General features: G+C 42.1%; 10 protein-coding genes. 8 read left to right on the top strand and 2 right to left on the bottom strand.

All coding sequences use genetic code 11. The annotated features are described in order from the left end of the window. Positions 1–107: 107 nt before the first annotated feature. Complete coding sequence (nhaA, locus tag KUV50_RS04220; protein ID WP_222578849.1) at positions 108–1,436, bottom strand: Na+/H+ antiporter NhaA; 1,329 nt, start codon at positions 1,434–1,436, stop codon at positions 108–110. 269 nt (positions 1,437–1,705) lie between these two features. Here nhaA and KUV50_RS04215 point away from each other — a divergent pair, with 269 nt between their 5' ends. The 3 genes from KUV50_RS04215 to KUV50_RS04205 all read left to right on the top strand — a co-directional run bounded on the left by KUV50_RS04215 (position 1,706) and on the right by KUV50_RS04205 (position 6,484). Further along, the gene (locus tag KUV50_RS04215) at positions 1,706–4,402 is read left to right on the top strand and encodes a gliding motility-associated C-terminal domain-containing protein (RefSeq protein ID WP_222578848.1); all 2,697 of its coding nucleotides are present in this window, start codon (positions 1,706–1,708) and stop codon (positions 4,400–4,402) included. A 42-nt stretch (positions 4,403–4,444) separates the two neighbouring features. Beyond that, positions 4,445–5,056, top strand: a complete 612-nt coding sequence (locus KUV50_RS04210) for a riboflavin synthase (protein WP_222578847.1) — start codon at positions 4,445–4,447, stop codon at positions 5,054–5,056. A gap of 135 nt (positions 5,057–5,191) precedes the next feature. Further along, on the top strand, positions 5,192–6,484 hold the full coding sequence (locus KUV50_RS04205; protein ID WP_222578846.1) for a PQQ-dependent sugar dehydrogenase: 1,293 nt from the start codon (positions 5,192–5,194) through the stop codon (positions 6,482–6,484). 175 nt (positions 6,485–6,659) lie between these two features. Here KUV50_RS04205 and acnA read toward each other — a convergent pair whose 3' ends face one another. Beyond that, positions 6,660–9,386 carry an aconitate hydratase AcnA gene (gene acnA, locus KUV50_RS04200; protein WP_222578845.1) on the bottom strand — a complete coding sequence of 909 codons (2,727 nt, stop codon included), beginning with the start codon at positions 9,384–9,386 and terminating at the stop codon, positions 6,660–6,662. 299 nt (positions 9,387–9,685) lie between these two features. On the opposite strand from acnA, the gene pnuC reads away from it, so the two are divergent. The 5 genes from pnuC to KUV50_RS04175 all read left to right on the top strand — a co-directional run bounded on the left by pnuC (position 9,686) and on the right by KUV50_RS04175 (position 15,213). Beyond that, positions 9,686–10,261, top strand: a complete 576-nt coding sequence (gene pnuC / locus KUV50_RS04195; RefSeq protein ID WP_222578844.1) for a nicotinamide riboside transporter PnuC — start codon at positions 9,686–9,688, stop codon at positions 10,259–10,261. Further along, positions 10,225–10,776, top strand: coding sequence for an AAA family ATPase (locus KUV50_RS04190; RefSeq protein WP_222578843.1), 552 nt, complete (start codon positions 10,225–10,227; stop codon positions 10,774–10,776). The genes pnuC and KUV50_RS04190 overlap by 37 nt, the downstream gene beginning before the upstream one ends. 317 nt (positions 10,777–11,093) lie before the next feature. Beyond that, positions 11,094–13,475: a TonB-dependent receptor gene (locus tag KUV50_RS04185; protein ID WP_222578842.1), complete on the top strand. Its 2,382-nt coding sequence runs from the start codon at positions 11,094–11,096 to the stop codon at positions 13,473–13,475. Between the two features lie 75 nt (positions 13,476–13,550). Continuing rightward, entirely contained in the window at positions 13,551–14,489 is a 939-nt protein-coding gene (locus tag KUV50_RS04180; RefSeq protein ID WP_222578841.1) for an alpha/beta hydrolase, read from the top strand. Between the two features lie 220 nt (positions 14,490–14,709). Further along, positions 14,710–15,213, top strand: a complete 504-nt coding sequence (locus KUV50_RS04175) for an asparaginase domain-containing protein (protein ID WP_222578840.1) — start codon at positions 14,710–14,712, stop codon at positions 15,211–15,213. The last annotated feature ends 78 nt before the right edge of the window (positions 15,214–15,291 follow it).

Genomic DNA, 15,291 nt, shown 5'->3' with positions numbered 1-15,291 from the left:
CCTCACGGTTGGTATACATCTTTGTTTTTGAAATTTAAAATCCGATCTACTATTAGGTACATCAGTTAATCGGATAAAATTGAATAAGCATCCAGTTAATATCGTCGCTAGGTTCCAATTTCATCGTCAATGATCTTTTGAGGCGTGACCGTACCACGTCTCAAAACCACATAACCCAATACACCATTGACCAACGATACAGCTAAAATACCCATTTTCGCAAATTCACGGTATTCCTCCTCCACAAAAGACAAATTGGTAATAAACAAGGACATGGTGAATCCAATACCGCATAATAAAGCAATCCCAACCAAGACGTTCCAGGTTTCTTTATTTTGCGGCATCTTTTTGAACACAAACTTGAGCAAAATCCATGTTGCGAACAGAATTCCGATTTGTTTTCCCAGGAAAAGTCCCAAAATGACTCCCCAGGTGATCGTCGATGAAATGGCATGTTCCAAAACCCCGGATTCAAAAGTAATCCCTGCATTGACAAAAGCGAACAAGGGCATTATAAAAAAATAAACGGGCACATGAAGCTTTCGCATCAATCGTTTGAGCGGGGACTCCATATTCCGCTGAGTGTTTTCCAGATAAAAATGTGCTTGGGCCGAGGTAAGATCGAAAGTCACGTCATGGGCTTTTTCAAATAACTGGAGTCCTTTTCTGGCAAAAGCTTTAATTCTTTCCAGCCGCCACTCCCGGTGGAGTGGGAGCGTAAATGCTAAAATCACACCGGCAATGGTGGAGTGCACTCCTGAGGCCAGAATGGCCCACCAAAGCACAAACCCGATGGCCAGGTATGGAGTAAGTCGGGATACATTATAATAATTTAAAACCAGGAGTAGGACCAGACAGATTCCGGCAATCCCAAATGCACCCAGGCTGATGTGGTCGGTGTAGAATAAAGCTATGATAAGGACGGCGATCAGATCGTCTACGACAGCTATCGTTGTTATAAATACCTTGACCCAGGAAGGCACTCTTGAGCCAAGCAATGAAATAATCCCGATAACAAAAGCAATATCTGTTGCCATCGGTATGGCCCAACCATGAATATAGGGTGTACCTTTATTTAAAAACCAATAAATTATTGCTGGAAATGTCGCACCAAATGTGGCTGCTACCACTGGAAACAAAGCTGATCTGAATGAATTCAGTCGACCAAACTTCAATTCACTTTTTATTTCAAGACCGACCAACAGAAAAAACAGCGCCATCAGTCCGTCATTAACCCAATGGTGGAGAGATTTGGAAATATTCATCTCCGGAAAACCAAACGTGAATTCCAGATTCATAAACTTGTAGTACTGATCATGAAGTGATGAATTGGCTATCATCAGCGCTGCGGCAGCTGAAATAATTAAGACGATTCCAGCCGATGCATCTTTAGCTATTATTTTTTCAAATAAATTGTTTTTTTTTCCTGGAATCATCACCTCAGATTTTATATGCTATATTAAGAAATCCTACCTAAAATAATTCATGTATTTTGAATAATCTTGAAATCAATTGTTTGATATCTTATCTTTTAATAGATCATACGAGTGTGATACGTTCGAGTACAGCGACTAAGTTTTTGATCTATGAAGGAATACCAGAAATGTGGTAATTCCTTTCTTCTTACGAGCTGGGTAAAAATTATCACACTATCCGGACCTTCGATTCGATTTAATGCGTATAAAGTTATATCTTTAATTCGATTATGAAACCCATTATTCGACTGTATCTGGGAGTACTATTGCTCTTTATAAGTTATGGAGTCAGCCAGGCAACGCACAACCGGGCAGGAGAGATCACCTATGAACAAATCGGTGATTTATCCATTCGGATTACGATTGTGACGTATACAAAAACCTCCAGCCATGTAGACCGGGACAGCCTGATCGTTTATTGGGGCGACGGAACCTCGGAAACGATTGCTCGTACCAATGGAAAAGGAACACCGTTGGATAATGATATCAAAAGAAACTACTACATCAAGGAACATACATACCCCGGACGGGGAACCTATACCATAGGAATGACTGACCCAAATCGGATTGGTGGTATCCTCAATGTTAATTATCCGAATTCTATTCGCGTCAAGTTTCATATTGCGACGACCTTTACATTCCTGAATCAACAGTTTCAGGGCGAAAACAATTCAGCAGTTTTACTTCAACCCCCCATTGATGTGGGCTGTGTGGGCAAACCCTTTGTGCACAATCCAAACGCATATGATCCGGATGGCGACAGTCTGGCTTATGAATGGGTGGTGCCACTGCAAGATGTAGGTACACCTGTTCCCAATTTTTTGTACCCGGATCAAATTGATCCCGGTCCCGAAAATAACATCTCACTCGATGAAGTCACCGGAGAGATTATATGGGATTCACCGCAGCGTAGAGGCCAGTATAATATTGCGATCCGAATCAAAGAATACCGGAACGGGATTCTTATTAATTCTATTATCCGTGATATGCAAATCGAGATTCAGGAATGCAATAATTCCCCACCTCAAGTTCAAGTAACTGATCAGATTTGTGCTGTTGCCGGAGATCTTATCGAAATACCCGTTCAGGTAGATGATCCCGAAAGAGAAACACAATTGGTCCGAATTTCTGCTTTAGGGGGTCCGCTAACGCTAGAGGTATCACCAGCTGTATTTGCCAGTGGTGAAGCTTTTGAAGAGGTGCCTCGCACTGTAGACTTTATCTGGCAGACCCACTGCGAACACGTGCGCGGAGCTGGGTATACGATGGTATTTAAAGCCACCGATAACTTTTTTTCGGATTCGGCTGGTCTTGTTGATCTCAAAACTATGAATATTGAAGTGGTGGGTCCTGCACCAGGAGCTCCCGATGTAGAGCGGCAGATGGGACAAAATCGGATCACCTGGCCAGATGAATACAATTGTCAAGGCAGCTCCAATTTTCAGGGATTCACCATCTGGCGACGAAATGGCAGTGGAAGTATACCCGATGATGAATGTTTACCGGATTTAGTAAATTATGGATATCGCATCATTGGTTTTTCCGATAAATCAGGTCGTAATGAGTTTTTTGATACCGAGGTGCAAAACGGAGTGACTTATTGTTATCGGATTACTGCGCGCTTTGCCAGTCTGAGCAGCGGGAATAATCCCTATAATATCGTGGAGAGTAAACCCAGTGAGGAAGCTTGCATCAAAATAGACCGGGATCTTCCTCTGGTCACGAAAGCCTCTGTGATTACTACTAATCCGACAGATGGACAGGTGGACATAGAATGGGTCAAACCTGAAACAAACGTTGACTCCATGCGTCCCGACGGACCGTATACCATGACTTTGTTTCATTCGACATCCCTGAACGGGACGTACACACTATTACCTGATTCGCGTGTAAGCGCACCTACCATTGACGATTTTGATGAAAGGTATCAATACACCCATTCTGATATCAACACCTCGGATGAACAGCATTTTTACAAAATTGAGATGAATTCAAACGCTCGTTCCATAGGATTTTCATCAATTGCATCTACTATTTATGTATCATCCAACCAAGGAAACAATCTGGTGTTTTTGGATTGGAATTCCATTACTCCATGGAATAATTTTAACTATACAGTTTACAGAAAAGAAGCTGGAACCTTTGTTGAACGCGCAGAAACAAACCGAGACCAATTTGCTGATCGCGACGTTCAAAATGGAGTGGAGTATTGCTATAAGATAGAAGGAGCGGGTAATTTCTTGGGGATTTCTCTGCAAGATACGACCATCAATTTCTCCCAGGAAATATGTGTAGTACCAGATGACCGTACCCCGCCATGTAAACCGGAACTGGAAGTGCAGAATAACTGTGAAGATGCGCGGGATGATCAACAGTTATTTACCAATACCCTTCAATATACACTTCCCGATACCTGCCTCGATCTAATTGAAGATCTGGAGGTACGACTCTGGTACCGGGCTTACGGCCTCGATTCTTTCGTTGATATAACGGCTGATCCGACGGTTTTTATCGTGAACGAAAATACAGCGAACCACAGTAGCAGTTCAGGATTTGCCGGTTGTTATCGGGTACAGATGATTGACCAGTTTGGCAATGAGGGCTTGTTCAGTGATACGATCTGTGTCGATCCATGCCCGGCGTATAAACTACCCAATGTATTTACCCCAAATAACGATGGTCGGAATGATCTGATTTATCCATTGCAAAGAGCTTTTATACAGCGGGTGAACTTTGAAGCGTATAACCGATGGGGGAATTTGGTATTTCAGACCAATGATGCAGATATAAATTGGGACGGCTCAGCACTGAATGGAGAAGAATTGGAACCCGGTACCTACACTTATAAATGTGATCTGTTTTTGAATACAGAACAGGGGGAGATATTGTTCAACACGATTAGCGGAACTATTGATCTGATCAAATAACAGAAGGACCAATGCGTATTAGAATATAGTAAAAACCAGTATATGTTTACAGGGATAGTTGAATCAATGGGACAGATCACGGACCTCAAGTCTGAGGGACGTAACAAGATTATCACGATATCATCACAGTTGACACCTGAACTCAAGGTCGATCAAAGCATCAGTCACAATGGTGTTTGCTTGACGGTAGAGCGCATAGAACTGCAGAATAATCAATATCAAATAACGGCGATCGAAGAAACGCTTAAAAAAACAACGCTTGATGATTGGGTTGTTGGAGACCACGTTAATCTTGAACGATCTGTCACGCTGGAACAACGTCTTGATGGACACCTTGTGCAAGGACATGTCGATGGGACCACGGTGTGTACCGATATAAAAGATCGGGATGGTAGTATGTTTTTTACTTTTAGATTATCCGAAGAGCATCAGCATCTGGTCATTCCTCAAGGTTCTGTGACCTTGGATGGAATTAGTCTGACGATCGCAGAATTGTCTCTTGTGGAATTTTCAGTTGCCATCATACCCTATACTTTTGAGCATACCAATGCACAGACTTGGCAGACTGGCAAAGCGGTAAATGTAGAATTTGATGTGTTTGGAAAATACCTTGAACGATACCGAGAATTGTATAAAAGCAAGGTTTCAGTATAATCTTCTTGACCTATATAATTTGATTTAAGTCGTTAAAATGTGGTTTATTACATGAAATTTTATATATTCAATATCTAATATAATCCTCAATTTCAAAAGAGGTAATCCTAATATTGATTATTTAAAATTATCAAGATGATTAGTTTAGACAAATTTTTACTTCTAATAGCTAGCCTGCTCCTTTTCCAATGTAATTCACCCGATTCCAATGACACCGAAAAACCATCTGAACTTGCTTTTTCAGACACGAATGGAGATCTTACTTTACCCGATGGATTTCAGGCCGTCGTAGTTGCTCAAGATGTTGGCTCGGCACGTCATTTGGCGGTACGTGATAATGGTGATGTCTACGTGGCTTTACGATCAAAAAAAGAGGGTGGAGGCATTGCAGCGTTGCGAGACACGACCGGTGATGGTATCGCAGACCAAATTGAATATTTTGGTGAAACTGCGGGAACAGGAATAGGTCTGCATGATGGATATTTGTATTTCAGCTCAAAAACAGCGGTCTTTCGGGTCCCACTGGATGACAATCTGGTACCCCGTGGAGAAGTTGAAACGATCGTAAGAGGTTTTCCGGAACAAGGACAACACGCTGCTAAGTCCTTTACGATAAATGATTCAGGTGACTTGTTTGTGAATGTTGGTGCACCATCTAATGCGTGCCAGGAGGAAGCACGGACTAAGGGTTCACTAGGAATGGATCCCTGCCCGCAGCTGGAATGGCAAGGCGGTGTGTGGAGGTTTGATGCCACGAAGTCCGGGCAAACCCAGCAAGATGACGGTTATCGATATGCGACAGGAATTCGCAATGCAGTAGCTCTGGAATGGAACGATGAAGCCGGTGCACTGTTTGCTGTGCAGCATGGTCGGGATCAACTCAATACCTTGTGGCCTGATTATTTTGATGAAAAAGAAAATGCTGAACTACCATCCGAAGATTTTCTTCTAGTGAAAGACGGTTATGATTTTGGATGGCCCTACACCTATTATGATGGTATAAAAAATCAGCGAATGATCGCACCCGAATATGGAGGGGATGGCGAGCAAATCGTCGAAGATGGAAAATATCAAGAACCAATTCTTACCTTTCCAGGGCATTGGGCGCCCAATGATATTATATTTTATAGTGGCGACCAATTTCCGGACAGATACCATGATGGTGCTTTTATTGCTTTTCATGGTAGTTGGAATCGCGCACCAGAACCACAAGCCGGTTACAATATTGCCTATGTAGCTATGGCGGGTGAAAAACCCGCGGGAGATTTTGAGGTATTTGCGGATGGTTTTGCCGGAGAGGATGCATTTACATCACCTTCTGACGCTTCAGCACGTCCGACCGGTGTTGCGGTGGGACCGGATGGCTCCCTTTATGTCAGTGATTCTGTAAATGGTAAGATATATCGTATCGTTTATACGGAGGATTAAGTTTTTAAAAGCACACTGTTTTGGATGCGGGAGCATCAGTGACCGATCTATGAAATTATGAATCCATAATCAGCGCATTATAAAAGGTGCTGCGAAGCATGGTTTAAAATAAAAAAAAGCCGATGCAAGTATTTCTTGCATCGGCTTTTTATAAATCTAATTGTGATCAATTGCATTAATTGTTTTTCACAAATTCTCGTAGTACATAGTGTAAAATGCCTCCGTTGAGGTAATACTCGATTTCGATTTCAGAGTCCAACCGGGCTATGGCATCAAATTCTTTTTTCGAACCATCAGCTTTTTCAGCGATGACATGAATCTTCTTGCCTGGTGTCAAACCTGACTCAATCCCGGTAATAGAATATGTTTCTGTACCGTCCAGTCCATGTGTGTCAGCATTCTCTCCTTCATCAAATTCGAGCGGAAGTACACCCATTCCTACCAGGTTGCTCCGGTGAATCCGTTCGTAGCTGTCAGCAATAACTGCTTTGACTCCTAATAGGGTTGTACCTTTAGCGGCCCAGTCTCTGGAAGATCCACTGCCATATTCTTTTCCGGCTAATACAATCAAAGGCGTATCGTTCTTCTGATATTCCATGGCTGCATCATAGACCGGCATGATAATATCCTTCGGCAGATAGTTCGTAAATCCACCTTCTTTGGGTGACAGCTCATTTTTGATCCGTACGTTGGCAAAGGTTCCACGCATCATGACTTCATGGTTTCCGCGTCGAGATCCATAACTGTTGAACATAGGTCGTTTTACACCATTTTCTATAAGATATTGACCTGCCGGAGAATCCGCTGAAAATGAACCTGCCGGAGAAATGTGATCTGTCGTTACAGAGTCACCAAGTTTAAGCAATACTCGTGCTCCCTTGATATCCTGACCAGGGGCTGCATCACTACTTATATCTTTAAAAAACGGAGCTTCCTTAATGTAAGTAGATTCATCCGACCACTCATAGTTTGTTCCCGCTGGTGCCTCAAGTTTTTGCCATTGTTCTTCACCATCAAAAATAACACTATACGCACTTTCGAAATCTTCAGGTTTTAGCGCTTGCAACATGATGTCATTGATCTCATCCTGTGAAGGCCATATATCTTTGAGATAAACCTCCTGGCCATTTGGATCGTATCCAAGTGGTTCTTCCATCAGATTTATATCAGTGCGGCCGGCCAATGCATAGGCTACGACGAGCATGGGCGACATAAGGAAGTTCATTTTTACCTTCGGATGAACCCTGGCTTCAAAGTTCCTGTTTCCTGAAAGCACTGAAGACACGACCAATTCACCCTTGGTGACAGCTTCATCAATGTCTGGCGGTAGCGGGCCAGAATTTCCGATACAGGACGTACATCCATAACCAACAACATGAAACTTGAGTGCTTCAAGATCGGTTAATAATCCGGATCTTCTCAGGTAATCCGTCACGACTTTGGAACCGGGTGCCAATGAGGTCTTAACCCACGGTTTTACATCAAGTCCATGTTCGATTGCTTTTCTTGCAACCAGGCCGGCTCCGATCATCACGCTTGGATTGGAAGTGTTCGTGCAGGAAGTGATCGCAGCAATAACAATTGATCCGTCACTTAATGTGTACTCCTTATTTCGTCTTTTAATTTTAACCGACTGGAGTCCTGTTTCTTTCACAACCACGTTCGGTTCTTCTTTTTGAGCTGTGCTCCAGGTGAACTCAGTACCAGATCCACCTTCTTCAAGCCACGCGGATTCTTTTCTGCTCTTGATCGGAATGTACTTCCTTTCAAATTCAGAATGCAACAGATCCTCAAATTTTTCTTTCAGGTTTCGTACCAAAATCTTATCCTGTGGTCGTTTAGGACCAGATACGGTCGGTTCTACGGTGGACAGATCGAGTTCCACGACATTGGAATATGTGATGGATTCATTGCCTGTACGCCACAACATGTTTTCTTTGCAATACTTTTCGACCAATTCAATTTGTTTCTGGGGTCGATTGGTACGACGCATATAATCCAGTGTCTGATCGTCAATCGGGAAGTAAGTTACAGTACATCCAAACTCCGGGGACATGTTTGAAATAGTAGCCCGATCCGGAACAGTCAGATGATCAAGTCCATCACCAAATACTTCTACAAATTGGCCGACGACACCATGTTCTCTTAGCAATTGTGTGATGGTCAGTACCATGTCTGTCGAGGTGGTGCCTTTAGGTAATTCTCCGGTCAGTTTCAGTCCGACAACTTTGGGGCAGGTAAAATAAATGGGCTGGCCCAATATCGCAGCTTCTGCTTCGATACCACCTACTCCCCATCCTACTACACCAATACCATTGACCATCGGCGTATGCGAATCTGTACCAACTAAAGTGTCCGGGAAAGCCCAACCGTCGCGTTCGATTACTCCTTTGGCGAGATATTCAAGATTGACCTGATGACATATTCCCATGCCGGGAGGAACTACGGTAAAATTATCAAATGCTTGCTGTGCCCATTTGAGGACTTCATATCGTTCTTTATTTCGATTGTATTCATATTCCACGTTTCGGGCGTAGGCGTATGTCGTACCGTAAAAGTCTACCTGAACACTGTGATCAATGACCAGATCGACCGGTATGGCAGGATTAATCTTACTACCATCTTTCCCTTTGCGGATTACTTCAGATCGGATGGAAGCGACATCTACGACAGCGGGTACTCCTGTAAAATCCTGCATCAAAACGCGGGCAGGTTTATAAGGAATGTCTGCTTTTGTCCCGGCTGGATCCCAATTAAGAACCGTATCCCGGTGTGCATCGGTTATTGCAAATCCATCGTGGTTTCTCAATATGTTTTCCAGTAGAATTCGAATGGAAAAAGGAAGGCGATCCACTTTTCCATTCTGATTGTGCTCTTTTAATGAAGCAATTTTGTAATCCATAAGTTTGTAAAATTTATCTGTTGTCTGACAATAACAGGTGGACCATCTGCCCACCTTCTAAAATATAGGAGTGTGAAGATACAATTTTATGCTAGGATGTTGAAACAGGACCCTTTTTTAGAATAATCCTAAATAAAATAATTTTACCTCTTTGCACACCACCTATTATTATAACAGCCAGTTCCGCAAATGTTTGTGATTTAGGATATGATAAAAATTAATCGGCCAGATTTTCAATCCATTTGGGTAAGATAATTCCGCATAGTATCTTTGTCTCACGTCCACAAAAATTCGAACTATTGCCTACGATCATTGAAGTTTTTGGAGTTATCACGGGATTTCTATGTGTGTGGTTGGCAGCACGAAACAGCATATGGAATTTTCCAGTACAAATTGTAAGCGTGCTATTGTATATGGTGGTCTTCTATGAAGCAAAACTGTATGCAGATATGGGACTCCAGGTTTACTTTTTGTTTATGGCTATCTATGGATGGTATTTTTGGATCAACCGGACCGAACAGGACACCAAAATAAAACCTGTTCGCCGGATTACCCGACCGATTCTAATGATGGGCCTGCTCGTAGTGGTGGCATTTACAATACTTTTCGGCACATTTCTTGAGCGAAATACAGACGCCTTTTATCCATACCTGGACAGCTTGTGTGCCGGGGGAAGCCTGTTCGGCGCTTTTTTACTTTCACGTCGTATTCTGGAGAATTGGCTTGTTTGGTTGGTGGTGGATGTCATTTATTTGTATTTATATCTTAGTAAGGCGCTATATTTGACTACTTTGTTGTATATAGCCTATCTGGTCGTGGCGATAATCGGGTACAGAGCATGGAAAAAAAATTGGGAAAATCATTACAAAAAATAGCAGTGGTGGGTCCGGAATCCACCGGTAAATCTTATATGGCGAAGCACCTGGCCCGGGAGTTTGACTGCTTTTATGTGCCAGAATATTCAAGATACTATTGTCAGGGACTTGAACGAAACTACACGATGACTGATGAAGTTAATATCTTTCACGGGCAGGTCGCCATGGAAGATGGTTTTCTTGATGTCGTACGTCAATCTTTGTTAATGTGTGATACCACCATATTGACTGTTAAAATATGGTCGGACCATTTATTTGGCTATACACCCGGCAACGTTTTGGATGAAATTCGCAGAAGAAACTACGATTTTTATCTTTTAATGGACATAGACCTTCCATGGGAAGACGATCCATTGCGGGATTTTCCGAATAAACGGGCACATTTTAAAGAAATTTGGCGAACAGAATTGAGATCGCTTAACGCGGATTTTCAGATAATTCGTGGATTGGGCGAAGAAAGACTTCAAAATGGCATTCGCGCCGTCAATGAATTTTTACATACGGTTGATAGCTGACGGCTGCGACGTTATAGTGACTTCAGCAACCTTTTTGTTAAGATAATACATCTGTAGGATTTCAAATATTAATTATATTGACTATCTTTGCCGGCACTAAATGGGGTGTCTTTTCTGATCGGCCGGACCATGCTGCCATCAGAATGAAATAAAGGCTGAGAGTAAACCCATCATCCTCGTCTTTAAAGGATGAACACCTGATACGGATAATGCCGGCGTAGGGAGTTTTAGCATCTAAAATATTGATTATTGGAACAGTGCCGATGGAAATCGTATGCTAACGACAGCGGCATTTTTAGATACTAAATTAAAGTAATATGAGAATTTTGAATTTGATTTTAGCATTCCTAGTACTGGGAATGAACAGTTATGGTCAGGCTGATTATACCCTGGAGGGATCCATCACCGATCATGATGGAACTGCATTATATGGAGCTCATATTGAGCTGTCACCCGGCCAAAAATTAACCTCTACAGACGAACAGGGGCAGTTTCGATTTGTAAATATAAACCAAGGCGAATACCAGCTCACTGTATCTTATATCGGGTATGAAACAAAAATAGAAACAGTTGTAATAGATAAAAACACCTTCGTTTCTTTGGAACTTAGACCAGGTCAGATTCTGACGGATAAAATTGTCGTGGAAGGATTGCGCGCCTCGGTAAATACAGGAACGACCTTTGAGAATATTGGTAAAAAGGATATTGAAAAAGAAAATACGGGACAAGATTTACCTTTTCTGATGCAAATGACACCATCTGTGGTGGTGACTTCTGATGCGGGGCATGGCGTAGGGTATACCGGAATGCGTATTCGGGGATCAGATGCCACCCGAATCAATGCCACCATCAATGGAATTCCATACAATGATGCTGAAAGTCAGGGTACGTTTTGGGTGAATTTGCCTGATTTTGCTTCTTCCGTGGAAAGTATACAGATTCAACGTGGGGTCGGGACCTCCACAAATGGTGCCGGGGCATTTGGCGCCAGCCTCAATATTAATACTAATTCACTGAATCGGGATTCTTATGTACAGCTCAATAATAGTTTGGGGTCTTTTAACACCATGAAAAATACGATCGCACTGGGAAGCGGATTATTGAAAGATCGGTTTGTATTGGATGCCCGCTTATCACGAATTAACTCAGACGGTTATATTGATCGGGCGACCTCTGATTTAAAATCGCTCTACTTGTCCGGAGGATGGTATGGAAACAAACACATCTTGCGATTTAACATTATTGCAGGAAAAGAGAAGACCTATCAAGCCTGGAATGGAATCCCACAAGATCTTTTGTCCGAAAATCGCACCTTCAACGAATTTACATACCACAATCAAACAGATAATTATAGCCAAACACATTACCAACTTCATTACTCCAATCAGATTTCCTCAAAGTTTAATTGGGGTTTGTCAGGAAACTACACCCGCGGGCTCGGCTACTATGAAGAATATAAAGAAGACCAGAGTTTTGAGGATTACGGACTTTCCGAGTTAATTTTTAATGATACGGTGATCAATGAGACCGACCTGGTGCGGAGAAGGTGGTTGGATAATCATTTTTATGGCTTGACCGCCCGTGCTTCCTGGGAGCCAAGGGAATTTCTGAATATTGATTTTGGCGGAGGGTTCTATCAATACCAGGGCGATCACTACGGTACATTGGTATGGTCAGAGTACGCATCGAATGCCTTTGTAGATGATAAATATTATTTTAATGATGCGCTTAAAAACGATGGTAATGCCTATTTGAAGGCGACATGGGATGCTAAAAAATGGACTTATTTTCTCGACTTACAGCTTCGCTCGGTATACTACTCATTTTTAGGGATAGACCGCAATGGCGATGCCTTGGAACAGGATGCTTCTTTGCTGTTTTTTAATCCAAAATTCGGATTGACTTATCACGTCAGTTCAAAAAGTCAATGGTATGCTTCTCTGGCCAAGGGAAGTCGTGAGCCGAACAGAGATGATTACACCGAAGCTCCGGAAGAATTGCGGCCCGATCATGAAGAGCTTTATGATTTGGAAGCTGGATACCGATTTCAAAACAAGCGCCATCGTTTTACTGGTAATCTCTATTACATGAAATACAATAATCAGCTGGTGCTCAATGGAGAAATAAATGATGTAGGTACCTACGTACGGACCAATGTGAAGGATAGTTATCGACTGGGCATAGAGCTGGCTGATCAGTATGCCGTGACTTCCCAGTGGCAAGTAGGAGGAAACATTGCGTGGAGCTTGAATCGGATCCCTAATTTCAATGAATACATCGATGTGTATGATGCGATGTTCAATTATTTAGGCCAGGAGAAAATGGCGCATGAGAATACGACAATCGCTTTTTCTCCCTCCGTAGTAGCTGCTTTTCAAACTACTTATTCCCCGGTTGAATTTCTTAGTTTAGCGTGGGAATCCAAATATGTGAGCCGACAATACCTGGATAATACTTCCAATAAATCGAGAAGCATTGATCCGTTCTCTTTTACCAATGTTCGTATAGAGTATTCTGATGATTTGTTTTCGTTGGAAAACGTGGTTCTCGCTCTGGATCTTAAAAATATATTCAACTCAGCCTATGAGACGAATGGATATACCTATGGATATGTCTTGGGCAATGAACGTGCTGATTTTAATTATTACTACCCCCAGGCAGGCTTTCATTTTATGATTTCTTTGAATATTCATTTTTAAGGCAAACAGAATATCAAATTAAATTTTTCCTACTAGGTAAATTTCTTATTTTGCATATTGTATAAAATCAAGTGGATGAAAAGAAGAACAATTTGGAATCAGGAACTGATCGCAGTTCTGTTGATTAGTCTGTTTATCAGCTATGGGTACGCATCAGCTCCGAGATATTCTGGCCATGAATATTCGGATGAACCACCCAAAAGCAGTACGGTTTATGAATCGTTAAAGTATTACAGTGAAATATTGGGTCGTGACGTGTCATACAGTGTCTATCTTCCAAAAGACTACGACGGAGGAACGATGAATTTTCCGGTATTGTACCTTTTGCATGGGTATAGTGATGATGAAACCGGATGGATCCAATATGGTCAGGTTCAACGTATTGCAGACAGAGAAATTGATAAGGAAAGGGCAGCTCAGATGATTATTGTGATGCCGGATGCAGGTGTCACATGGTATGTCAATTCAGCAGATGGGAAAGCAGCTTACGAGGATTTTGTAATCCAAGAGTTGATTCCACACATCGATGCCGATTTTAGAACACGAAAAGATCGTCAATTCCGTGCGGTGGCGGGATTGTCGATGGGAGGCTATGGTGCTTTGATGTTTGGATTGCGGCATCCGGATGTATTTGGATCAAGCGGTGTCTTAAGTGCCGGTGTTTTTACGGATGAGGAGGTACTTGAAATGGAACAAAACAGATGGAATAATTTAATGGGACAACCCTTTGGAAAAGATCTTTCCGGTGCATCCAGATTGCAAGGGAACTACGCTCGCTATGCGCCACAAAAAATGATCGATTCTTACCAAGAACAGGATCAGTCCACAAAGTTTTATATAGATTGTGGGGATGATGATTTTCTCATTTTAGGAAATCTGGCATTGCATGCTCAGATGATTAAAGCCAATATCGAACATGAATTCCGTGTTCGGGACGGTAGCCATAGCTGGAGCTATTGGCGTTCCGCTCTGCCTGAAGTGTTGTCTTTTATTAGTGATGTGTTTCACCGGTGAAGATGCTACGGTGAGAATTCTTCGTCGCAATTGATAAAACAATATGCGCCCGAATACATGGACTGCAACATGAAAAATGAATCACAATCAATAATTTTCGATTGATCTGAAAAAGTGGGTTGATAATAAATGCACAGACCAATCATTTATTTTTGTATAAGTACGGTCGGACCTGCCGGTACAACACACTGTGCTTAAGAAGTATTTTGAATTAGTTCCTATGATACATATCCTCACCACGGGTGGCACATTTGATAAAGAGTATAATTACATTTCAGGTGAGTTGCTTTTTATAGATACACACCTTCCTGAAATGCTCAAAAGAGCGCGATGTGGTTTGGATGTCCGCATTGAAAAACTAATGATGATCGATAGTTTGGATATGACGAATGAACAGCGTGAATTTATCGCAGAGCAATGTAAAAGGACAACTTCTCATAAAATAATTATTACTCATGGAACCGATACGATGGTTGATACTGCAAAGTATCTCGCTGGTCAGGAATTACTGGAATCTAAAACCATTGTACTCACGGGAGCTATGATTCCCTATTCATTAGGGGCATCTTCCGATGGGTTTTTCAATATAGGTGCGGCATTGGCTTTTGTTCAGGTGCTCCCCGCAGGGGTGTATATAGCCATGAACGGACGCTACTATAATTGGGATAACGTTCAAAAAAACTACAATACCGGTTTTTTCGAAAATGTGAGATCAAAAATATAATGCGTGCATAAGGCTTTTATCCCATTTTATTCCCACGCTAATCTGTTGTGATACTTGATACAGCGTGTATCAATTGAT

Origin of the sequence: Membranihabitans marinus (genome assembly GCF_019802045.1) — a bacterium.
GTDB lineage: Bacteria > Bacteroidota > Bacteroidia > Chitinophagales > Saprospiraceae > Membranihabitans > Membranihabitans marinus_A.
Note: the sequence above shows the minus strand (reverse complement) of the source record. Positions and strands in the feature narration are given on the sequence as shown.

Excerpts from the sequence above, each read along its gene's own strand:
- acnA (WP_222578845.1), bottom strand. The coding sequence starts at position 9,386 with ATGGATTACAAAATTGCTTCATTAAAAGAGCACAATCAGAATGGAAAA.
- KUV50_RS04210 (WP_222578847.1), top strand. The coding sequence starts at position 4,445 with ATGTTTACAGGGATAGTTGAATCAATGGGACAGATCACGGACCTCAAG.
- nhaA (WP_222578849.1), bottom strand. The coding sequence starts at position 1,436 with ATGATTCCAGGAAAAAAAAACAATTTATTTGAAAAAATAATAGCTAAA.
- KUV50_RS04215 (WP_222578848.1), top strand. The coding sequence starts at position 1,706 with ATGAAACCCATTATTCGACTGTATCTGGGAGTACTATTGCTCTTTATA.
- KUV50_RS04205 (WP_222578846.1), top strand. The coding sequence starts at position 5,192 with ATGATTAGTTTAGACAAATTTTTACTTCTAATAGCTAGCCTGCTCCTT.
- KUV50_RS04185 (WP_222578842.1), top strand. The coding sequence starts at position 11,094 with ATGAGAATTTTGAATTTGATTTTAGCATTCCTAGTACTGGGAATGAAC.
- KUV50_RS04180 (WP_222578841.1), top strand. The coding sequence starts at position 13,551 with ATGAAAAGAAGAACAATTTGGAATCAGGAACTGATCGCAGTTCTGTTG.
- KUV50_RS04190 (WP_222578843.1), top strand. The coding sequence starts at position 10,225 with ATGGAAAAAAAATTGGGAAAATCATTACAAAAAATAGCAGTGGTGGGT.
- KUV50_RS04175 (WP_222578840.1), top strand. The coding sequence starts at position 14,710 with ATGATACATATCCTCACCACGGGTGGCACATTTGATAAAGAGTATAAT.